Here is a 22,427-nt window from a genome sequence, read left to right as displayed (position 1 = left end):
ATTGTATTAAATTCACCACTTCTATAGGTTTTATATGATTCAAGCAAAAAACATCCATAAGTACTTTAACGATTTACACGTTTTAAAAGGTGTGGATTTAGATATTAAAAAAGGTGAAATAGTTTCGGTAGTTGGTGCTTCGGGTGCCGGAAAAACCACCTTGCTCCAAATTCTTGGTACTTTGGATAAGCCTTCGTCTAAAGAAAAAAGCGAATTTATTATTAATGGCACTAGTATTAGTTCATTAAACGATAAAGCTTTGGCTAAATTTAGAAATGAGCATATTGGATTTATTTTTCAATTTCATCAGCTTTTACCGGAGTTTACTGCATTAGAAAATGTTTGTATTCCCGCATATATTAAAAGAACTAAAAAATCGGAGGCTGAAAAACGTGCGAAAGAATTACTGGATTTTTTAGGTTTATCAGATAGATATCACCACAAACCAAACGAATTGTCTGGTGGTGAGCAACAACGTGTAGCCGTAGCGAGAGCTTTAATAAATAATCCAGAACTTATTTTTGCCGATGAACCTTCAGGAAATTTAGACAGTGAATCTGCTGAAAACCTGCATCAATTATTTTTTAAACTTCGTAATGAATTCGGACAAACCTTTGTGATTGTTACGCATAACCAAGAATTAGCTGATATGGCTGACAGAAAACTCACCATGGTCGACGGGAAGATTATCTATTAAAAACTTAAAGTATGTCTTTAAAACTTCATAAAATCTTCCTGAAATATTTGTTTTAATCTCTCTAATAATTCATTGGCGTTTTCTATAGAGAAAACCATAGGTGGCTTTATTTTTAAGGCATTGTTATCTTTGCCATCGGTACTCATTAAAATTCCAAAATCCTTCATTCTATTCGCTAAATAAGCTGCTTTTTCAGCTAAAGGTGCTTTGCTTTCATCTGTCAGTTCAAAACCTAAAAACAAACCTTGTCCGCGAACATCCCTAAGTATTGGAAATTCCTTTTGTAGTTTTATCAATTCGTCTTTTAAATACATTCCTACTTTTAGTGCGTTTTCCTGAAGTTTTTCATCTTTTATCACTTGTAAAACCTCTTTTCCAATAGCACAAGAAACCGGATTACCTCCAAACGTGTTAAAATATTCCATCCCATTGGCAAAGGCATTGGCAACTTCTTGCGTACAAACTACTGCGGCCAGTGGATGCCCATTTCCAATAGGTTTTCCAATGGTAACAATATCTGGAATAACATCGTGCAACCGAAATCCCCAAAAGGCATGACCAATCCGTCCACAACCCGTTTGTACTTCGTCTGCAATGCAAAGGCCTCCAGCATTTCTAACGGCTTGGTAAGCCAGTTTTAAATAGTTTTCAGGAAGTTCTACTTGTCCGCCGCAACTAATGATGCTTTCACAAATAAAACCGGCTACTTGTCTACCTTTTGCATGAATATTTTCAATTTGTTCTTCTATATGTTTAGCATACTTTTCCGCCGTATGTTCCCCTTGATACAAACCTCTAAAGGTATCAGGAAGCGGAACAATATGGGTGTGTTCTGGCGCTCCTTGGCCTCCCTTTCCATCAAATTTATAGGAGCTGATATCAATACAGGCATTGGTGTTTCCATGATAGCCTATTTCAACCGCAATCATGTCTTTGGCTTGGGTAGAAGCTTTCGTCATCCGCAAGGCTAATTCGTTGGCTTCACTGCCTGAGTTTACAAAGTGAACAACCGATAACTCTTTAGGAAAAGTTTCTAATAACTCCTTGGCAAAGGCATTGATGTTTTCATGTAAATAACGGGAGTTGGTATTTAAAACAGCCATTTGCTCTTGACCTGCTTTTACTACTCGAGGATGTTCGTGCCCCACATGAGCCACATTATTTACGGTATCCAGATATTTTCTACCTGTATCGTCTATTAAATACACACCTGAACCACGTTCCATTTTAAGTGGTTTTTTATAGGATAAACTTAAACTTTTTCCAAGATGTTCCTTTCTGAAATCTAGAAGATCCTTCTTAGAATTCTTTTGATGCGAATCTAAACCTTCATCTTTAAACAACAGGTTTGGGTTTGGACATAAACTGCTCCAAACAGATAAATTATTTGGGAAAGCAACCCCTGGAAAGTCATGTGTATAGTTCAACATATCCAACATAATTTGAAAGTGCAAATGTGATGCCCAATCGCCATTTTCATTGACATCTCCAACATAAGCAATCAAATCGTTCTTATTTATTTTCTGTCCTTTTTTAACAAGCTTGAAACTACTTTCAGATAAATGCCCATACAAGGTATAAAACGGAATTCCAGAGTCTGTTTCATGTTTTAAAATTAAAGTAGGGCCATAATCCTTATTGTTTCCATTGTTATACATACTAAAAACTTCCCCTTGAAAAGGTGCGTGAATGGCTGTGTTTGCTTTAACCCAGAAATCAACTCCTAAATGTGTGGTTCGGTATTCTGGTCCTGAGTTACCTTCTTTTTGATAAGCCTTTGTGCTGTAAAATGGGCGCACTTCCAAATAGCCACCAGCCAGCAGAACTTTAGGTTTTTCGGCTTGTAATCTATTTATTTTAAAACTTGTCAGTTCTAAATCGTTGTATTCATTTTCAGTCCCCAACCACTTACTGGCAATACTCATATCTATGCTGTGAATGCTATTGAAATCAAGCGTTGGAAAGATTGTATTTAAAGATGTTTCTTGCGTTTTTGTCCATCTTAAAAAATCCTTTTCATTGGGATGAGCGCTGAAACCACAAGCGGACCTGAAACTGTAATGAACCAAGTTCTCATCAAGATCTTTCCATCTTTTCAAAACATCTAAAGCCGGCTTCTCACTAATCAGTAAATAGCTGTTATCTGGTTCTTTTTGTTTGTTTAAAGCAGATTTAGTGACGCTAATAACCAAGCGCATGGCAACCAAATTATACAAGAATTGAAGCTCCTCTTCCTGCAAGGAATATTGGTTGTGATAGCCAGAAACAATTGGCAAAGCAGCCGCCAATAAATCTGGTTTATCCATAATAGCATACGCCATGGCAACGGCCAAATCGTTGATGGATTGCGTATAAATAGCATCGCCATAATCGATAATGGCTGTAACTTCTGGATCTATTAAGTGGGTTGAAACAAGAATGTTGTTATCGTTGGCATCATTATGAACGACTGTTTTTCTAAGGTTTCCATAGGCGTTTTGAAACGTTTCAAACTGCTTTTGAAAATAAGAGACACAGATTTGGTTTTCAGCAGAAAACAACTCCAAATGTTTAAACGTCCATTCGGCTTGGGCTATATCCCAATCAAATTCTCTATGGATTTTTTTATGCTCAAAACCTTCCAAAGCATTGGTTATTTTTCCAGCTTCTGTGCCTAAACTATAAAGCAAATCGTCTTTTATAGGATTTACCGAAGCCCACAGTCTGCCGTCTATCCATGATAGCAATCTAACAAACCTTTTATTTCCTTGAGCATCATTAATTGAGCTGATGTATTTTCCATGAATATCCGGAAAAATTTTGGGAGCCATCAAATCGCTTTCAGATAGATATTGAAGAATGTCCTTTTGAAATTCTAAATATTCTAAATCCTCATTGGGTCTGCTTATTTTTAGAATATAGCTTTCCGACTTCGTTTTAATCCTAAAGTTGAAATCCAGTTCTCCGGGTAAAATTTTTATTTCTCCCTCAAGATTATAAAGGCTTTTTGCAATTTCTTGAGCTTGTTCTGGACGAATTTTTATATGTGAATAATCAGCAGACATGAGTTGTTTTTTGAATTGAAAATAAGATAAACGAAGTTAGTTTTTTTTAAATGAATAATTCGAATGGGAAACCTCCTATTTTTAAAAATAGATCCATATTTTTAGGGATTCAAATAGCAAAAACATTGAACAAAACAGAATTAAAGGAATTTTTAGACGCTAAAGTGATCCAATACAATCGGCCAGATTTTATAACAAGCGATCCCATTCAAATTCCACATCTTTTCAGTAAAAAAGAAGACATAGAAATTGCTGGATTCCTTACAGCAACAATTGCTTGGGGAAATAGAAAAAGCATTATCAACAATGCCAATAAAATGATGGACTTATTAGAACATGCTCCATACGATTTTGTTTTAAATCATCAAGAGCAAGACTTGGAAGCTTTGCTCCCATTTGTTCATAGAACTTTTAATGGTACCGATTTCATCACTTTTATTAAGGCATTACAACATATCTATAAAAACCATCAGGGTTTGGAAGCTGTTTTCTCTAATATAAACAACCATAATTCTTTACAAGGGGCCATTCATCAGTTTAAAAGGGTGTTTTTCGAAATTGAACACCTACCAAGAACCCAAAAACATGTGAGCGATCCGTTAAAAAATTCGGCGGCAAAAAGAATCAATATGTATTTAAGGTGGATGGTTAGAAATGACCAAACTGGAGTGGATTTTGGGATTTGGAAAAGTATATCACCTTCGTATTTATCCTGTCCATTAGATGTGCATTCTGGAAATGTAGCTCGAAAACTTGGTATCTTAACCAGAAAACAAAACGATGCCAAAGCGCTTTTGGAATTAGATACTGCCTTACGAAAATTAGACCCAAAAGATCCCGTAAAATATGATTTTGCGTTGTTTGGTCTAGGTGTTTTTGAAGGATTTTAACAGTTTTAAAAAATGGCTTTAAATAAAACCAATTATCTTTAAGGTTTTTAAATTATACCTTATAAAAATATTTTATAACTTATGAGAAATCTCTTTTTACTTTTAGCCACAATTTCTACAAGCTTGCTGTTTTCGCAAGTCCTAAAAATTCCAGTGGACACCATGGTTGTTACCAATCATGCCATAACAATTAATGGGCAAAACTTATCTTATCAGGCAACAGCTGGAACCCAACCTGTTTGGAATAATAAAGGGGAACCTATTGCTACTTTATTTTATACCTATTATAAAAAAAGCAATAGTGAAAAAGAAAAACGTCCCATCATTTTTTCTTTTAATGGCGGACCAGGTTCGGCTTCTGCTTGGATGCACATAGCTTACACGGGACCTGTAATTTTGAATATTGATGACGAAGGGTATCCCGTACAACCTTATGGTGTTAAAGACAATCCACACTCCATCTTGGATGTGGCAGATATTGTTTTTATCGATCCTGTAAACACAGGGTATTCCAGAATGGTTGCAGATAAAGAAGGAAAATTGCCAGATAGAAAAATATTTTTCGGGATTAATGCAGATATCACATATTTAGCCGAATGGATGAATACGTTTGTAACTAGAAATAACCGTTGGGAATCGCCAAAATACTTAATTGGTGAAAGTTATGGAGGCCCAAGAGTTATGGGTTTATCTAGAGAATTGCAAAACAGCCAATGGATGTATTTAAATGGCGTTATTTTGGTGTCTCCTGCCGATTATAAAATTTATTCAACCAATCAACCTATTTACTCCGCATTAAATTTACCTTATTTTACAGCGGCCGCCTGGCATCAAAAAGCTTTACCGGCCTCTTTACAACAAAAGGATTTATTGGATATTTTACCTGAAGTAGAAACTTATGCCATTAATAATTTAATGCCTGCCATTGCAAAAGGTGGTTTTATTTCTGCTGAAGAAAAAAATCAGGTAGCTGAAAAAATGAGTTTGTATTCAGGATTGGACAAAAAAGCCATTTTGGATCATAATTTAAATGTGCCAACCAGTTTCTTTTGGAAAGAGTTGTTGCGAGATAAAGGCTATACGATTGGGAGATTGGATTCCCGTTATTTAGGAATCGATAAAATGACCGCTGGAAATACTCCAGATTACAGTGCGGAATTAACATCTTGGTTACACTCGTTTACGCCAGCCATTAATTACTACATCCGTGAAGAACTGAAATTTAAAACAGACATCAAATACAACATGTTTGGCGATGTCCATCCTTGGGATAGAGAAAATGATAACACGAGAGATGGTTTACGTCAGGCCATGGCTCAAAATCCGTACTTAAAAGTTTTGGTCCAATCTGGTTATTACGATGGGGCAACCACTTATTTTGCTGCAAAATACACGGTTGGACAACTGGATCCGAGTGGCATTATGAAAGATCGCTTTTCTTTTAAGGCCTATAGAAGTGGCCACATGATGTATTTAAGAAAAGACGATTTAAAAGCTGCTACAGAGGATATCAGACAATTTATTAAGGACTCCGAGTCTAAAGGAAAGGCCGCAAAGTATTAAACATAAAAAAACCTGATGAAACAAATCGTCAGGTTTTTTTTATATCAATTCTTAAATTTTTATCCTTTTAACCAAGCTTTGCGCAAAGCTTTTTGAGCTTCAGTAGCATTCGGGTTTTCAACTAAAGTTTTTCCTAGAGTATAAGATTTTGCAACAGTGGCGTTAATAACAACTTCTTTACCATCTCTCTCTAATTTTAATTCAATTTCTTTTCCTGGCTCCCACATAAATACTTGTTGGAAAATAGAATTAGCAGTCATTAAATTAACTTCTTCCCCATTAATAGATCTAATCACATCGTTAGGTTCTACCCCATTGTCATGCCAAAAACTATTATCACTTACCAAGCTGTTAAAATAAATACTTCCATCGGCTTGATTGGCTCCAAAAATTAAAGCACCACTGTTTTGTAGCAGATTGGTTTCTACCCTACTCTCTCCCATTTCAAGGCCCACTTTCGCAAAAAACTCTTTATAGTTAATTGGTAAATCGCCTGCCACATGTGTTTGTAAAAATGCATCTATAGAAGGATAGGTCATTTCGGTAATTTCACCAAAAAGCTCATCGTCTTTAAAAGGTTTATTTTCACCATATTTTTGAGAAAGTTGTTTCATTAAAGAAAGAATTCCACGGTTTCCGTTACTTTCTTCACGCATTAAAATATCGATACACATACCAATTAAGGCTCCTTTTTGATAGACGTTGTAATACTGACTGGCATAAGGTTCGTCCAAAACATTTTCACTCATGATGGTGAAACTCATGGCATCATTCATTCCTGATGCCGTTTGGATTTTCTCCATGATTTTGGCATAAAACTGCTCTTCAGAAATTAAATTCTGATCCACTTGGAATAAGGTAGCAAAATACTCGGTCACCCCTTCATACATCCATAAATGCTTAGAGAAGGTTGGTTTGTTATAATCGAAATAATGCACATCTTCAGAATGTACACTTAATGGTGTTACTATATGAAAAAACTCATGCGAAACCACATCGATCATACTTTCTGCCAAAGCTTCAAAAGGAATGGCTTCTGGCATCACAACCGTTGTAGAAGTATGATGTTCTAAAGCTCCAAATCCTTTTGGCGACTCGTCATCTCCACGAGATAAATACAGATATATATCATAACGAGGCGTGCTATTGATGTCTCCCAAATATGTTTTTTGTGCTTCCATCATAGTTTTCATGGTTTCACTTAAAGCTTTAGCTGTGTGCACCTGATTAGGAGAATATACACTTAAAACTATTTTTATGTCACCCACTTGAAACTCTTCCACATCCAAGTTTCCATACATCATCGGGTTATCGGTAATATCAAAATATCTTTGAGCAAAATAACTTGTGGTCACAGAAGTACCATCTTCACTTGTTTTTTCAGCAACATCCTGTAAGGAAGAAACACGAACAAAATCTGCAGGTGCCGTAACATCCAAAGTATATTGGTTATTTTTCAAGGAATCGAAATACCCAATAAATCCATGTAAATTCAATAAGTAATTATCTGGTTCAATATTGGTTCCTGCAGGAGAAAAAGGTGTGTCTCCACCGATACCACCAGTTTCTTCCACGTCGAAAGTATCGTTAACCATATAGGTAATATAGTCCAAAGCCTTTGCATTGCTAATAGTCCAAGAGTTGGTGTCAATTTTATTTATTGTAAGCTCATTTCCGTTGTAATCGATAGCTTTTATATCTTCAATATACTTTCCGAAATCGCTTACAGAATAGGTGCCTTGAACAACTCTTGGCAATCTGTAAATAACGGTTTCTTCGGTAAATCTTCCAGGATTAATGGTTACAGGAACTTGATCGTTAATTACTTTTGTTAAATCAATAGTCGTTACAATTGGCGTACTTACAGCTAAATCTGCAGACGTTTTTGTGGATGGTCCACAGGCAACAAGTAAAAAACTGATGCTAAAAATGGTTAATAATTTCTTCATTTGAATGGTTTTTTTAATAATTGTCAGATATGACGTTCAAAAATACAATCTGTTACACTTATTTGGCTTAAGTTTTTGTTAAAATAACATGAATTGGCAGTGCCTAAAGTTATAGGTACTTGAAGTGTCTAAAGTTTTAAGTACTTAAAGTGCCAAAAGTTATAAGTACTTGAAGTGTATAAAGTTTTAAGTGTCTCAAGTTAAAAAACTATCTTCGTGTCATGCAAAACCCATTAATAAGCATCCTAACGCCTTTTAAAAATACGACTGAATTTTTAGCGGAATGCCTAGAGTCTATTCAAAATCAGACTTATAGCCATTGGGAATTACTTATAATAGACGATGGTTCTACCGATAAAAGCTACCAACTTGTAACCGACTTTGCAGAACAAGACAAACGCATCAAATTGTTTAAAAATCCTGGGGAAGGTATTCTTCCTGCACTACAATTTGCCTTAAAAAAAAGTACTGGTACCTATATAACCAGAATGGATAGTGATGATGTGATGACTTCACAAAAATTAGAAATTCTTCTGAATAATTTATTACAACACGGAAAAAACCATCTAGCAACCGGTTTGGTATCCTATTTTAGTGAAGAAGGCATCGGTGATGGGTATAAAAGCTACGAAGCTTGGTTAAATACGCTTACACAAACAGGTAGTAATTATTCTGAAATTTATAAAGAATGTGTCATTCCTTCTCCTTGTTGGATGGTTCATAAAGACGATTTATTGGTTTGTGAGGCTTTTAATCCGAAGGATTATCCCGAAGACTACGATTTAGCCTTCAGATTCTACAAACATCACTTAAAAGTGATACCGTGTGATCACGTATTGCATCTCTGGCGAGATTATAGCAGCAGAACTTCCAGAACCCACGAACATTATGCAGAAAACTATTTTTTGAAAATAAAACTGAGATATTTTTTGGAATTGGATCGCGATCCTTCTCGACCATTAGTTGTTTGGGGAGCTGGTTTTAAAGGAAAATCCGTTGCAAAATCACTGATTGAAAGACAAGTGGATTTTATCTGGATTTGCAACAACCCAAAGAAAATAGGAAAACATATTTACAATCAAGAACTCTTCGGCTTTAATTATTTAGAAGAATTAAAGCAATACCAATGCATTGTAGCCGTAGCTAATAAAACGTCCCAGCAATCTATTAGAAACTTTTTTAAAAGGCATAACAAAGTAGCAATGACGGACTATTTCTTCTTTTGCTAAACGCGTATTTGTGATATTTAACATGGGTTAATTGTTTGAAATTATCAAAATAAGCTAGTCTATTATCTTTTTTCTCTTATCTGTTTTTCAGCAAGTCATAAAAACAAAAAAACGCCATTTCTGACGTTTCCTTCCAATCTATATATTAATTTGTGCCGTAAGGCAACTAGTATTTACTTTGCAATATTAACCGCTCTCGTTTCTCTAATAACAGTTACCTTAACTTGCCCAGGATAAGTCATATCCGTTTGTATTTTTTGTGAAATATTAAAAGATAAATCCGCCGCGTTTTGATCGGAAACTTTTTCACTTTCAACAATAACACGTAATTCTCTACCTGCTTGAATGGCATAGGCTTTTTTAACACCGCCAAAACCAAAAGCAATATCCTCCAGGTCTTTTAAACGTTGAATATAACTATCCAATACCTGACGTCTAGCTCCAGGACGAGCTCCAGAAATAGCATCACAAACCTGAACTATAGGCGCTAAAAGCGAGGTCATTTCTATTTCGTCGTGATGCGCGCCAATGGCATTGCAAACATCTTCTTTTTCACCATACTTTTCAGCCCATTGCATTCCAAGAATAGCGTGTGGGGTTTCCATATCTGCTTCAGCATCTGGCACTTTTCCAATATCGTGTAACAGTCCGGCACGTTTTGCCATTTTTGGGTTTAAACCTAATTCCGCTGCCATAATTCCACAAAGTTTTGCAACTTCTCTGGAGTGTTGTAGCAGGTTTTGTCCGTATGATGAACGATATTTCATTCTTCCTACTACCTTAACAAGTTCTGGGTGTAAATTATGGATTCCTAAGTCGATGACGGTTCGCTTACCAACTTCTATAATTTCCTGTTCTATTTGTTTGGTTGTTTTTTGAACAACTTCTTCAATTCTAGCAGGATGTATTCTACCATCTGTTACCAATTTGTGTAAAGACAACCTAGCAATCTCACGTCTTACAGAGTCGAAACAAGATAAGATAATCGCTTCAGGGGTGTCATCCACAATAATCTCTACTCCTGTAGCAGCTTCTATGGCACGGATGTTTCTTCCTTCACGTCCAATAATTCGCCCTTTCACGTCATCGGATTCAATATTAAAAACAGACACACAGTTGTCTACTGCTTCCTCGGTTCCTATACGTTGAATGGTATTGATGATAATTTTTTTAGCATCTTGTTGTGCTGTAAGTTTTGCTTCCTCGAGTGTGCTCTGAATATAAGCCATAGCATCGCTTTTAGCCTCTCCTTTTAAAGATTCTACCAGTTGTGCTTTAGCTTCTTCGGCCGATAAACTAGAGATAACCTCAAGTTGTTCGATTTGGCTTTTACGAAGTTTATCTATTTCATCTTGTCTTTTTTCAAGAACGTCCACTCTAAAATCATAATCTTTAATCTTTTCGTCTAATTGTTGATTTTGTTTGGTATTCTTAGAAAGTTCGCTAGATAGCTGAGACTCTTTATCCCTGATGCGTTTTTCGGCATCTGCCATTTTTTTATCTCGAGACAAGATAACTTTCTCATGCTCCGATTTTAATTCGATAAATTTTTCTTTGGCTTGAAGGATTTTGTCTTTTTTAATGCTTTCACCTTCGCTATTAGCTTCCTTTAGAATAGCACCCGCCGATTTTTTAGCATTTTTTATAAGCTTAGAAGCATTGTTTCGCTCCAAAACTTTGGCGACAATAAAGCCGATTATAATTCCAAGCAGTATGCCCCCTATTATTGATATAATTGAAATTTCCATGTTAGTTTATTTATATAAAAAAAAAGCCTACACTAGTTTGTTTTGTAATAAACTCCTTATAACAAGTTTAGGGCTAACAAACTGATCAAAAATCTGCTTTAACAACCAAAATAAATTGGCGTTAGCAGCTCGCTTTTACAGTTTAAACTCACCCTTTTTAAAGAATTAATGTTGAGTTTTCCAAATAATAACTAATGTAGGCAGTAACCTTATTTATTTTAAAGAACGTTAAGAGTTTAAATGTACTTGTAACAAATTGTTTAAGGCGTTAAGCTTGTCTTCAACGTGTTCACTGACACTATCTTTATCTATCGATTTTTGTTCTACTTGAGATGCAAATTGTAATGCACACATGGCCAAAACATCTTGTTTATCTCTCACAGAATAACTTTGCTCAAATTGATTAATCATTGCTTCAATGTTTTTAGCAGCCTTACGCAATCCTTCTTCTTGGTTGGGCAAGATGGTTAACGGATATACCCTATTTGCTATAGATAACTTTATTTTAAGTTGATCTGACATGGAAAATTTTCTTTACATCAATCGGATAGTTGCGCAATACAATGATCAATTTCTCTAATTAATGTGTTTATTTTAAGCTTTGTTTCTCTTTTGTTTTCGTCACTACCAAGCATCGCATTTGCAAATTTGAGCGCCTCGTATTTTTCTTCCCAAGAAACGATAACTTGTTGTTGGTCAAGAAACTCTTGTCTAGAAATCTGCAACTCTTTTTCCAGTTTCAAGTTCGTTTGTTTTACAGTTTCCAATTGCTGTAAAACTTTACTTACTTTAACTTCAAGAGCATCAACAATTTCTTCAATTTTACTCATGTACAATATGCAATACTTATCAGACAAAGTTAAGATACCTTCGTATAAATTACAATTGTTTTTACATAAAATTTATAAAATATTGTAATTGCTTGATATTATTACAAATTAAGAGCGTCATATATGTTTTGTAGATATAAATCAAAGTGATAATTTAGCGCCAATTATAGATTTTATGAGAATTACTTTTGCTTTTTTCCTTTTTATAGGCGCCAGTGTTTTTGCACAAGATTATTATCCTAAAGATTACTTTGGAAGTCCTTTGGATGTTAGCTTGGTCCTGTCCGGTACCTTTGCCGAATTGCGTCCCAATCACTTTCATTCCGGTTTAGACATAAAAACCCAACAACGTGAAGGTTTAAAGGTCTATGCTGCAGCTAGTGGCTATGTAAGTAGAATAAAAATCTCTCATTTTGGCTACGGAAAAGCGCTATACATTACCCACCCAAATGGGTATACAACGGTGTATGCACATTTAAGCAAGTTTTCACCCGAAATTGAAACTGTCATTAAAAAACTGCAATATGAACAGGAAAGCTTCGAAATTGAACTATTTCCTAAAACCGAGGATTTAATTGTCGAAAAAGGCGAATTGGTTGCATATAGTGGAAATACCGGAGGTTCTGGAGGCCCACACCTTCATTTTGAAATTAGGGACAACACCGAAAGACCTATCAATCCCCTACTTTTTGGTATTGATATCAAAGATACCACTTTGCCAGTAATCAAGGAGGTTTATGCATATCCGATGGATCCAAATTCCCATGTAAATAAATCGAACGAAAAACAGAAGTTACGTTTAATTCCACTTCCAAATGGCGATTATACCGTTGAAAACATGCAAGCTTACGGTAATATTGGTTTTGCAATTGAAGCTAACGACAGACAAGATTTAGCCTATAACACGAATGGTGTTTATAACATTCAGTCTTTTTTTAATGGCAATCAGAAAATAGATATCGATTTTAAGCGTTTTTCTTTTGATGAAAGCAGACATCTGAACCGATTTATAGATTACGCACATTATATTTCGAAAAAAGAGCGACTGCAAAAATTATTTATCGACTCTAATAACCCGTTAAGCTTGTATCAAAACGTTGATAACCGTGGAATTATAAATGTGGAAGATAGTACCGCTTCTGTTTATAAAGTGGCTGTAAAAGACTTTATGAACAATACCGCTTGGCTTACCATAAACATTACGGGCAAAAAAGAAGCGCAATTTAAGCAAAAAGATTCTTTTGTTTCATCTTATTATATCTATGCCGATAAAGCCAATGAGCTATTGCATAAAAATGTTTCGGTAGAATTTTATCAAGATACTTTTTACGAAGATTTCTATATGGATTTCTCTATCTCGAATGATACCATCAAACTTCATGACGATTCTGTTCCTGTGAAAAAACACTTTAAAATAAGCTACGATATTAGTAATTTTAATGCTGCCGATGCCGAAAAACTTTATATTGCAAGATTGGTAGGCTATAGAAAATATCCCGTGTATTCCAATACGATTAGAGAAAAAGGGCTCCTTTATTCGCTAACCAACACTTTAGGAACTTACGCGCTGGTAACAGATATTACAAATCCAACCATTCGACCTATTAACTTTAAAGATGGGCAGTGGCTAAGCAAATACCATTTTTTAAAATTGAAAATTGACGACGTGGGATCGGGTATTTCAAGTTATCGAGCAACTGTTAATGGCAAGTGGATTCTTATGGAGTACGAGTACAAAACAAAAACCTTGACCCACGATTTTAACGATGATGTTATTAACGACACAAAAAATAATTTAAAAGTAATTGTTACGGATAATGTTGGAAATAATTCTACATTTGAAACTACATTTTATAGAAAATAAATATTTAACCCTTTGAACATTAAATTTTATCTCTCCATTCTCGTCCTTTTTTCGATGCCCTATTTAGGTTTTTCGCAAAGTGGAACGCTTAAAGGTGTGGTCTTGGACGATGCCAATAACCCGATTGCAAATGTAAATATTAAGGCCGAAAATAAAGGAACAACTACCAACGACAATGGTTTTTTTATTTTAAAAATCCCTTCCGATCAAGAGGTTACCGTGTCTTTCTCGCATCTTGCTTTTAAAGATATTGTGGTGACTTTTAATTTAAAAAATGGCGAGGAGTACGAGTTCCATCCCGTTATGAAGGAATCCATAGAACAAATTTCAACCGTAGTTATTTCAAGTAAACAACGAAAAGCAGTAGAAGGAATTATTACGCTGGATCCAGAAGCTATCAGACAAATCCCTGGAGCGAATGCTGGCGTGGAAAACCTATTAAAAACCCTTCCGGGTGTAAGCAGTAACAACGAATTGAGTACCCAATATTCTGTTCGAGGTGGTAATTACGACGAAAACCTAGTCTATGTAAATGGGATTGAAATTTACAGACCTTTTTTAATTCGTTCTGGACAACAGGAAGGATTGAGTTTTGTAAATCCGGATATGGTTCAAAATGTGGATTTTTCAGCTGGGGGCTTTCAAGCGAAGTTTGGCGATAAACTAGCATCCGTTTTAGATATTACTTACAGAAAACCACTTGGTTTTGGCGTAAGTGCCGATTTAAGTTTGCTCGGTGGAAGCTTGGCCGTAGAAGCCGTAAGTAAAGATTCTAAACTTTCAGGAATTGTAGGCATTCGTTATAGAGACAACAGTTTACTTGTAGATGCTCAAGAAACCGAGACCAACTACAATCCGACCTTTTTAGACATTCAGTCGCAAATAAATTATAATTTTTCAGATAAGTTTAGTTTAAGTTTCTTAGGAAATGCCTCTTTAAATAAATACAGCTATCAGCCTAAAACCAGACAAACCAATTTTGGAACTATAGAAAATCCGTTGGCCTTATTGGTTTTTTATGAAGGCCAGGAAAAAGATCAATATCAAACCCTTTTTGGGGCTTTAAAAGGAACGTATTTGTTAAACGATCAAGTCACGCTTAATTTAATAGCTTCAACCTACCACACCACCGAAGAAGAGTATTTCGACATTTTAGCGCAATATAGATTGGGCGAAGTAAACACCAATATTGGAGATGAAGATCTAGGTGAAGTGGAATATAGCGAAGGCATTGGAGGCCAATTGGACCATGGAAGAAACGATTTGGATGCGCTTATTACAAACATAGAGCACAGTGGAAAATATACTTTAAACGACAACGACTTTGAATGGTCTGTAAAATATACCAATGAAGATATTAGAGATCGTTTGGTGGAATGGGAAGTAATCGACTCGGCAGGGTTTTCAATCAACCCACCGTATTTAGGCGGTTTTAACAACCAACCGTATACGCCTTATGAAGGACCTTTGGTTGCCTTTCAAAATGTTCGAGCCAAAAACCATACAACCATCCAAAGACTTCAAGCTTACTTGCAATGGAGCAAAAGAACCACGCTTGGCGATCATGAAGTTTGGTTTAATGCAGGCGCTAGAGTACATAACTGGACGGTAAGCGGCGAGGGCATTGAAAAAACCACCCAAACAGTTGTTAGTCCAAGAGCACAATTTGCCATCAAACCAGATTGGAAAAAAGACATGCTATTTAGAATTGGAGGAGGTATTTATTACCAACCTCCCTTTTATAGAGAATTACGCGATTCTTCGGGAACGGTAAATCCAGATGTGAAAGCACAAAAATCCTTTCAGGTGGTTATAGGAAACGAATACAGCTTTAAAATGTGGGAAAGACCTTTTAAATTAACCACCGAAGCCTACTACAAAAATCTAACTGATGTGAATCCGTACACCTTAGAAAATGTGCGAATTCGCTACGCAGCCAACAACAATGCCACAGCTTATGCCTACGGTTTGGATTTAAGATTGAATGGTGAATTTGTGCCAGGAACAGAATCTTGGTTTAGTTTTGGTTATTTAAAAACCCAAGAGAACATAGACGACAGAGGCTATATTGCGAGACCAACGGACCAACGTTTAAAATTTGCTGCGCTTTTTCAAGACTATGTACCTAATTTGCCAAAAATGAAAATGTATTTAAATCTGGTTTACAATACAGGTCTTCCAGGAGGCTCGCCTAGTTATGCCGATCCTTATGTGTACCAAAACCGTTTGCCAGATTACAAACGTGCCGATATAGGTTTACAATATGTGATTGTAGATTTAAATGAAACCAACCAAGGTTGGAGAAAACCTTTTAAATATTTATCGATTGGATTGGAGATTTTCAATATTTTCGATTCTCAAAACTCCATAACAAATACTTGGGTAAGAGATGTGTATAGCAAAAGACAATATGCCATTCCAAATTACTTAACGCCACGAGTGTTCAATGTGCGAACTACCATGAAGTTTTAACTAATGAAATCTGGTTAAAAAAGAACCTAATATTTAATGGCGCTATCCACATAAATAAAGCAGGAGCAAACTACAACGTAGCGCTCCTGCTTTTTTTAATCATTGAAAGTAACTAATGGATTTTAATTTGTTAGGACTAAATCCACTGAGACTTTTTTATATAAACTTCTTATTCTTAACGCCCAACAACCACAATAGCATGAGCACTTGCACTTGCTGTGTCATCAGAAAGTATGGTCATTGTAGAGTTTTTCCAATAAACGGCACGTTGATTATTGCTATCTTCAGTTCCAAAACTACCTGCAGTATACACATTGTTATTAAATACAGTAATACCATATACAAAATGTCCTGGTCCTACTTCTACATGTACGCCATTTTTCCAATATTTCACTGTTTGACCTGCTCTCCCTACAACATACGCATCATCTCCAACCATAAAAATATCGGACGCATCAACGCCATTTGGCAAAGGTATAACAACACCATTTTTCCAATATCTTGCAGACCAGTTTCCAACTTCATCATGTTCATATCCAACCACGTGCACATCGTTACCCACAACAGCTAACTTGGTTGCATAACCATACAAACTACCATCAGTCAATGTAACAGGCACTCCGTTTTTCCAATACAAAGCAATAGGTTTTGAGCTCCCTGTGTTTGTTTCCGTACTAAATCCTGATACATACACATCGTTACCGCTTATAGCAATTCCTGTAGCATACGAATAATTATCATGGATTAGTGATGTGGCGACACCATTTTTCCAATAGGTTGCAACAGCAGCCCCACCAACAGGACGACTTCCTGCTATATAGACATCGCCATTTTCGGTAACCATCATATCTCTCGCATTGCCATAGGTACCTAGCTGATTATAAATGATATTTTCTTGATCATTTTTCCAGTATTTAAGAGCGTAACCATCTTCTACTAAAACATAAACATCAGAGTTGTGAACCACTAAAGCAGTAGATTCTGAATTAGATGTACCATCACTAAGAGGTTGAGGCACTCCATTTTTCCAATAAGTGGCTACTTGTTTTCCATTGATAGTTTCGTAACCTGCCACATAAATGTCTATCTGTTCTTCGATGACAGTAATAGTAACCTCTGCACTATCCTGATAGCCTTCTTTTTTAGCCATCACTCTATAGGTACCTGCTTGGACAAAGGCATGCTCGTAGTTGGCAATGGTTGCGCCTTCCACATAAATAACAGCATCACTAACCGTAACATTGTTAACTGTTACAGCAAATTGTACGGCTTCTCCTTCTTCAATAGACGTGCTGGACGCCGTTATTAGCAAAGTATCCATTTCAGCAATAGGATCTGGGCTATCGTCTTTGGAGCAAGACATTAAAAATATAAAAGCCAACAACACCGTTGAGGCAAAAAGTCTAGTTACTTTTAAATGTTTTTTCATAATAATTTATTTTAAACTGATTTTTCATAAATCAGGCAAATGTAAGAGTTTTCAACATACTTAACTGCAGTCAATTAGTATCTGAGGGTATTGGGTTAGTAATTGTCCGTTTTCAATTAGAATTTGGTTTTATAGACCCATAAAAATTCTCGTAAAATTTACAAGCATAAACAAGAACAAATAATCCATGTTCTATTGAATAAAACGATCTGTTCGTTTCTAAAAAACAATTCGTTAATTGGGCATATATAGAATTCCAAATAAATATAATTTTATAAAATAAGGTGTACGAAGCTATGCGTGTTTTTAGTTAAGGAGACGATATATAGAACACATATCCTGAAATTACCACAAACAAAACCACACCTACCTGCTTTTATAATCCAACAAGAAACAATTTAACATATTTTTTTGTTTTCAAATCTCAAACAGTTATACATTTGTACCAGTGAAAACATGGATTAGAAATATCATGGCGTTTAGCCTTTTGTTTGCTTATACCTTAAGCTTAAGTATTTCTGTACAGAATTATTTAATTGATGCTGTTTCAAAAACAGATAAAAACCATCATGTTTCAAGTTATATATCCGAATTTAAAGCTCCGGAATTATCTATCTTTCCCGACTTAGAACCTCTTGGAAACACATCAAACCAACTTGTTCTTAATTTTCAAACAACCGATTTAAAAGCGCAGTTTAAGCTTTTTAGATATGTAGAGCCCTTTATTGTAACAAAAGACAATCAATATATTTACGAAAGTAAAAACATTCAGCCAGGTTTGGATTTGGATGCACTACTCTACCCCTTTCATACCTTTTCATAATAGTTTATTTTTTATTAAGTCATACAACTAATAATCCAAGCGATTAGTAGCTGTTTCATTTCATCTTGAAAAAATTCAAGATCATTTTCACTTATAACAAATAAAAAATAAACTCATGGAAGCATATAGCATCTACATTGGCATTGCCATTATTGTCATTATTTTACTACCTCTTATTTTAATACAAACCTCACAAAAAAAACAGAAGAAGAAAGCCATGAAAGGTTTTAAAGAGGAAGCCTTAAAACACCATTTAAAAATTACGGAAGCCGAATTCTGGGGAACCTACTATTCCATTGCTATCGACGAAGCTGCAAATAAACTTATTTATTCTAAAATAATTGATGCAGAACACCAAATAACCATTGTCGATTTAAGTCAGGTGGCATCCTGCGAAATAGCCAAAACCCACAGATCGGTTAAAAACAAAACCACGTTTAAAACTGAAACAGATAAAATTGACTTGTTAATTACTTATAAATCAAAAGCAAAAGACATTTTAGAGTTTTATAACATAGATGTTAATTTTCAAATGAGCAACGAAATGGCGTTACTTGAAAAATGGGAAGCAAAAATTAAAAGCAGACTTATTACAAAAGCAGAAGCAGCATAAGTGTTAATTGTGTTGCAATAAAAAGCCTTCAGGAATTTAAAAGCCTGAAGGTTTTTTTATAAGTAAATTTTTAAATCATAAATCAACAATCGTCAATCAATTAAACCAAATCCTTCAAAACCCCAATCACATAATCAATCTCTTTCTTGGTATTGTATTTACAAAACGAAAATCTAACAGATGGTTTTTGTTGGTCTTCTTCGCATAAAATATGCTCTAGAACATGAGATCCCTTTCCACTTCCACTTTGGCAAGCACTTCCTTTTGAGCAAGCAATGCCTTTTAAATCCAATTGAAATTGTAGGGTCAAGGCTTTTTCTGACGACATAGGCAAGCGCACATTCAATAAGGTATAGGTGCTTTTGGAATTATCGGAGCAATTGCCATTAAAAGCGACAGTTGGAATGGCTTTTTTAATTTCAGCTTTAAAATAATTTTTTAAGCCTTCTACATGAGCGCGTTCTTCGTCTAAATTTTCGTAAGCCATCACAAAAGCAGTTTCCAAACCTTTTATGTTGTGAACAGGTTCTGTTCCAGCTCTAAACCCGCGTTCTTGCGCACCTCCAAAAATAAAAGGTTTTAAGGTATTGTTCTTTCTTATATAAGCAAAACCAATCCCTTTTGGGCCATGGAATTTATGGGCAGCTGCCGTCATAAAATCGATAGGAATATCTTTTACATCCCATGTATAATGTCCGATAGACTGTACGGTATCACTATGAAACAAGGCATTGTTTTCTTTGCAAAGGGCAGAAACTTTATAAACATCCAATAGGTTCCCCACTTCATTATTAACATGCATTAAGCTCACCAATTTTCTTTCGTCGTTGGCAGTTAACAAACGTTCTAAATCTTCATAATCTGGTGTGCCACAAGCCTGAAGTTTCACATATTCTACGGTTACATCATATTCGTTTCGTAGCTCTTCAACCGTATGTAACACGGCATGGTGCTCGATAGGCGATGTAATAATGGTAGTAATATCGGCATCTCTAACGGCACAGCGTAAAATCATATTATCGGCTTCGGTACCTCCAGAAGTAAATATAATTTCCTGCGGAAAAGCATTCAGCTCTTTAGCAATGGTTTTTCGTGCGGTTTCAATAATCGACTTGGAAGCTCTTCCAAAAGCATGAATGGAAGATGGGTTTCCATAGTGATGTTCTAAAACATCTTGCATAACAGTAATTACTTCTTTTCTAACTTGGGTGGTAGCAGCGCTATCAAAATATACAGGGGTCATTTGCTTAAATTTATTATTAGATGGTCACATGTTGCGTCCAAAACAACCCGTTTTCCAATGGAATAAAGAGTGATCTTGGAGGTTTCATCGTGAAATTCCGACATGATTTCGCTTCAAAATTGCAAGGTGCAAAAATACGGCATTTATAATTATTTCCAAGAAGGCACGTTGTATATTTAACAATTCTTTTATTTTTGTACGATAATATATATATTATGAAAAACTTACTGGTACTTTTATCCTTCTTATTGGTTTTATCCGCTTGCGACGATGGCGATGTCATCTTGGTAGAATTAGATTTCGACGACACGTTTGAAGCTTGTGGCGAATTGGTGTTTTTTAATGTGAAGGAAAGTCCGGCCGAATCCATTTCGTTGCAAATAAGCTCGCCTCCCCTAACCCTGAACGACATTTTAAAAGTAGTTCCTACGGCACCTGGTTCTTATTTGGTAGAACTTGTCAACCCCATACTTACTGGAACTGTTAACGGTACCACCAATCTATTTAACTATAGAAGTTATGGCACCTTAACAAGTAATTTATTTTGTAACGATGTGCCTCCTTCCAATTTGCAAATAATACAAGATTTATCAAGTTATGACGGAACTTACACCATTACGACCATTTATTTTGAAGATGATGATGATGGAATTCCTGCTGAAATGGAAGATATTAATGGCAATGGAAATTTATTTGATGATGATACCGATGGTGATGGGATTCCTAATTTTTTGGATGAAGACGACGATGGAGACAATGTATTGACCAAAACAGAACTTCTTGATTACGACAATACCGATGACGATGGCGATCCTTTAACCAACCCAAAAGACACGGATGGCGATGGCATACCAAATTACCTAGATCCAGACGATGATAATGACGGGGTTTTAACCATCAATGAAGAAAACATAAGTCAGGACCAAAATCCGGCGAACGACTATACAGATCAAAACATTCCAGATTACTTAAATCCAGCTGTTGCAACAACGGTTCCTGCCACAGCGTATAGAATCCATACGATTAAACAGACCTTTAAAGTTAAAATTGTTGTTGAAAATATTGCGTTTCCAACGCTTAATCAAGACCGATTCGATTTCGGGTTCTTGCAAAACCCTAAAACAACAAGCACCAGAACAGTTACGCCAGAGTTTTAGTCGGCCGCAACATTTTGATAAATATAGACTTCTGTGGCGCCCAAACCGTATTTCTGGAAATTGGCGTCATAGCATTTTACATTGTCATATCTCCCAAACATATATTCCAATTCGGTTTTTAAAACCCCTTGGCCTACACCATGGATAAACACCACCTTTTGGATGCGTTGTCTTATGGCAAAGTCCAATTGCCTTCTAGCCGTATCCAATTGCAAGGTGAGCATGTCGTGATTGCTCATGTTGGTTTTATTGGTTAGTTGGTGAATGTGAAGATCCACTTCCATAGTTGGCTGGAAACGTTCTTTGACCTTCTTTTTTATCGTGGGCTTTCTTTTACTCGTTTCTTTTTCACTTAAAATCTCGTCTAAGGACACATCCATAAAGGATTTCGATTTTAAAACAGCTTCATTTTTAATTTGGACCAGTTCTTTTTTATGGAACTCCATGTCAAAACCATTTTCATCTTCCATGGTAATGGTATCTCCATCAATTTTAATAACGAATCCTGTGAGGTTTTCATCTAAAACCGACACTTTATCTCCTATCTTAAACATCGTCTTCTTGGTTTATTTGTGACTCCCGATTTTTATCGCTTTTACTTGGAATGCTACTGGATATCCGAAACAAACCGAACATTAAAATAACAATTCCCAGAATTAAAACAACCACATCCTGTTCTTCTCCAGCTTGCGCATAAACAGCTACCATAGAGCCAATTATAAGGAGTAAATAATTTATATATTTTGAATAATTCATATTACATCGGTGATTATCAACGGTTAATCGAATATAAGTCAGGCTGATAATTATTCTTGAAAATTATAATTAATTTAACAGAACCTTATGACTAATTAAAAGTGAAAAATATGAAAAAAA

At 35.6% G+C, this 22,427-nt stretch carries 18 protein-coding genes and 1 other RNA gene; 9 read left to right on the top strand and 10 right to left on the bottom strand.

The genetic code is table 11. The features are described 5' to 3' along the window. The first annotated feature begins 34 nt into the window (after positions 1 to 34). Complete coding sequence (locus VKY47_RS06170; protein WP_324311266.1) at positions 35 to 697, top strand: ABC transporter ATP-binding protein; 663 nt, start codon at positions 35 to 37, stop codon at positions 695 to 697. A 17-nt stretch (positions 698 to 714) separates the two neighbouring features. Here the strand turns inward: VKY47_RS06170 and VKY47_RS06165 are convergent, their stop codons facing one another. Then, on the bottom strand, positions 715 to 3,741 hold the full coding sequence (locus VKY47_RS06165; protein ID WP_324311264.1) for an aminotransferase class III-fold pyridoxal phosphate-dependent enzyme: 3,027 nt from the start codon (positions 3,739 to 3,741) through the stop codon (positions 715 to 717). A gap of 125 nt (positions 3,742 to 3,866) precedes the next feature. On the opposite strand from VKY47_RS06165, the gene VKY47_RS06160 reads away from it, so the two are divergent. Both VKY47_RS06160 and VKY47_RS06155 read left to right on the top strand, forming a co-directional pair. Further along, positions 3,867 to 4,631, top strand: coding sequence for a TIGR02757 family protein (locus VKY47_RS06160; RefSeq protein ID WP_324311371.1), 765 nt, complete (start codon positions 3,867 to 3,869; stop codon positions 4,629 to 4,631). A gap of 81 nt (positions 4,632 to 4,712) precedes the next feature. Next, positions 4,713 to 6,194, top strand: coding sequence for a S10 family peptidase (locus VKY47_RS06155; RefSeq protein WP_324311262.1), 1,482 nt, complete (start codon positions 4,713 to 4,715; stop codon positions 6,192 to 6,194). A gap of 59 nt (positions 6,195 to 6,253) precedes the next feature. Here the strand turns inward: VKY47_RS06155 and VKY47_RS06150 are convergent, their stop codons facing one another. Beyond that, positions 6,254 to 8,143, bottom strand: coding sequence for a M61 family metallopeptidase (locus tag VKY47_RS06150; protein WP_324311261.1), 1,890 nt, complete (start codon positions 8,141 to 8,143; stop codon positions 6,254 to 6,256). Between the two features lie 221 nt (positions 8,144 to 8,364). Here VKY47_RS06150 and VKY47_RS06145 point away from each other — a divergent pair, with 221 nt between their 5' ends. Further along, entirely contained in the window at positions 8,365 to 9,372 is a 1,008-nt protein-coding gene (locus VKY47_RS06145) for a glycosyltransferase family 2 protein (RefSeq protein WP_324311259.1), read from the top strand. Between the two features lie 173 nt (positions 9,373 to 9,545). Here VKY47_RS06145 and rny read toward each other — a convergent pair whose 3' ends face one another. From rny to VKY47_RS06125, 4 genes are all read right to left on the bottom strand, one after another. Next, entirely contained in the window at positions 9,546 to 11,120 is a 1,575-nt protein-coding gene (rny, locus tag VKY47_RS06140; protein ID WP_324311257.1) for a ribonuclease Y, read from the bottom strand. Between the two features lie 49 nt (positions 11,121 to 11,169). After that, a non-coding RNA gene (ssrS, locus tag VKY47_RS06135) (6S RNA) lies at positions 11,170 to 11,297 on the bottom strand. A gap of 51 nt (positions 11,298 to 11,348) precedes the next feature. Further along, positions 11,349 to 11,642, bottom strand: coding sequence for a cell division protein ZapA (locus VKY47_RS06130; RefSeq protein WP_324311255.1), 294 nt, complete (start codon positions 11,640 to 11,642; stop codon positions 11,349 to 11,351). Between the two features lie 17 nt (positions 11,643 to 11,659). Further along, the gene (locus VKY47_RS06125; protein WP_324311253.1) at positions 11,660 to 11,950 is read right to left on the bottom strand and encodes a hypothetical protein; all 291 of its coding nucleotides are present in this window, start codon (positions 11,948 to 11,950) and stop codon (positions 11,660 to 11,662) included. Between the two features lie 175 nt (positions 11,951 to 12,125). Between VKY47_RS06125 and VKY47_RS06120 the strand changes: the two genes are divergently transcribed. Next, positions 12,126 to 13,814 carry a M23 family metallopeptidase gene (locus tag VKY47_RS06120; protein ID WP_324311251.1) on the top strand — a complete coding sequence of 563 codons (1,689 nt, stop codon included), beginning with the start codon at positions 12,126 to 12,128 and terminating at the stop codon, positions 13,812 to 13,814. A gap of 54 nt (positions 13,815 to 13,868) precedes the next feature. Continuing rightward, positions 13,869 to 16,286 carry a TonB-dependent receptor gene (locus tag VKY47_RS06115; RefSeq protein WP_324311369.1) on the top strand — a complete coding sequence of 806 codons (2,418 nt, stop codon included), beginning with the start codon at positions 13,869 to 13,871 and terminating at the stop codon, positions 16,284 to 16,286. 175 nt (positions 16,287 to 16,461) lie between these two features. Here VKY47_RS06115 and VKY47_RS06110 read toward each other — a convergent pair whose 3' ends face one another. After that, positions 16,462 to 17,715, bottom strand: a complete 1,254-nt coding sequence (locus VKY47_RS06110; RefSeq protein WP_324311250.1) for a hypothetical protein — start codon at positions 17,713 to 17,715, stop codon at positions 16,462 to 16,464. A gap of 472 nt (positions 17,716 to 18,187) precedes the next feature. Here VKY47_RS06110 and VKY47_RS06105 point away from each other — a divergent pair, with 472 nt between their 5' ends. Then, on the top strand, positions 18,188 to 18,538 hold the full coding sequence (locus VKY47_RS06105; RefSeq protein WP_324311249.1) for a hypothetical protein: 351 nt from the start codon (positions 18,188 to 18,190) through the stop codon (positions 18,536 to 18,538). A 115-nt stretch (positions 18,539 to 18,653) separates the two neighbouring features. Further along, entirely contained in the window at positions 18,654 to 19,151 is a 498-nt protein-coding gene (locus tag VKY47_RS06100) for a hypothetical protein (RefSeq protein WP_324311247.1), read from the top strand. Positions 19,152 to 19,251: 100 nt separating this feature from the next. Here the strand turns inward: VKY47_RS06100 and VKY47_RS06095 are convergent, their stop codons facing one another. After that, on the bottom strand, positions 19,252 to 20,394 hold the full coding sequence (locus VKY47_RS06095) for a cysteine desulfurase family protein (protein WP_324311245.1): 1,143 nt from the start codon (positions 20,392 to 20,394) through the stop codon (positions 19,252 to 19,254). Positions 20,395 to 20,609: 215 nt separating this feature from the next. On the opposite strand from VKY47_RS06095, the gene VKY47_RS06090 reads away from it, so the two are divergent. Continuing rightward, positions 20,610 to 21,551: a hypothetical protein gene (locus VKY47_RS06090; RefSeq protein ID WP_324311243.1), complete on the top strand. Its 942-nt coding sequence runs from the start codon at positions 20,610 to 20,612 to the stop codon at positions 21,549 to 21,551. Here the strand turns inward: VKY47_RS06090 and VKY47_RS06085 are convergent. Beyond that, complete coding sequence (locus tag VKY47_RS06085) at positions 21,548 to 22,105, bottom strand: Smr/MutS family protein (protein ID WP_324311241.1); 558 nt, start codon at positions 22,103 to 22,105, stop codon at positions 21,548 to 21,550. The genes VKY47_RS06090 and VKY47_RS06085 overlap by 4 nt on opposite strands. Beyond that, positions 22,098 to 22,307, bottom strand: coding sequence for a hypothetical protein (locus VKY47_RS06080; RefSeq protein WP_324311239.1), 210 nt, complete (start codon positions 22,305 to 22,307; stop codon positions 22,098 to 22,100). The genes VKY47_RS06085 and VKY47_RS06080 overlap by 8 nt, the downstream gene beginning before the upstream one ends. Positions 22,308 to 22,427: the final 120 nt, after the last annotated feature.

Source organism: Xanthomarina sp. (genome assembly GCF_035306705.1).
Classification (GTDB): domain Bacteria; phylum Bacteroidota; class Bacteroidia; order Flavobacteriales; family Flavobacteriaceae; genus Xanthomarina.
This window is presented reverse-complemented; position numbering and strand designations above follow the sequence as displayed.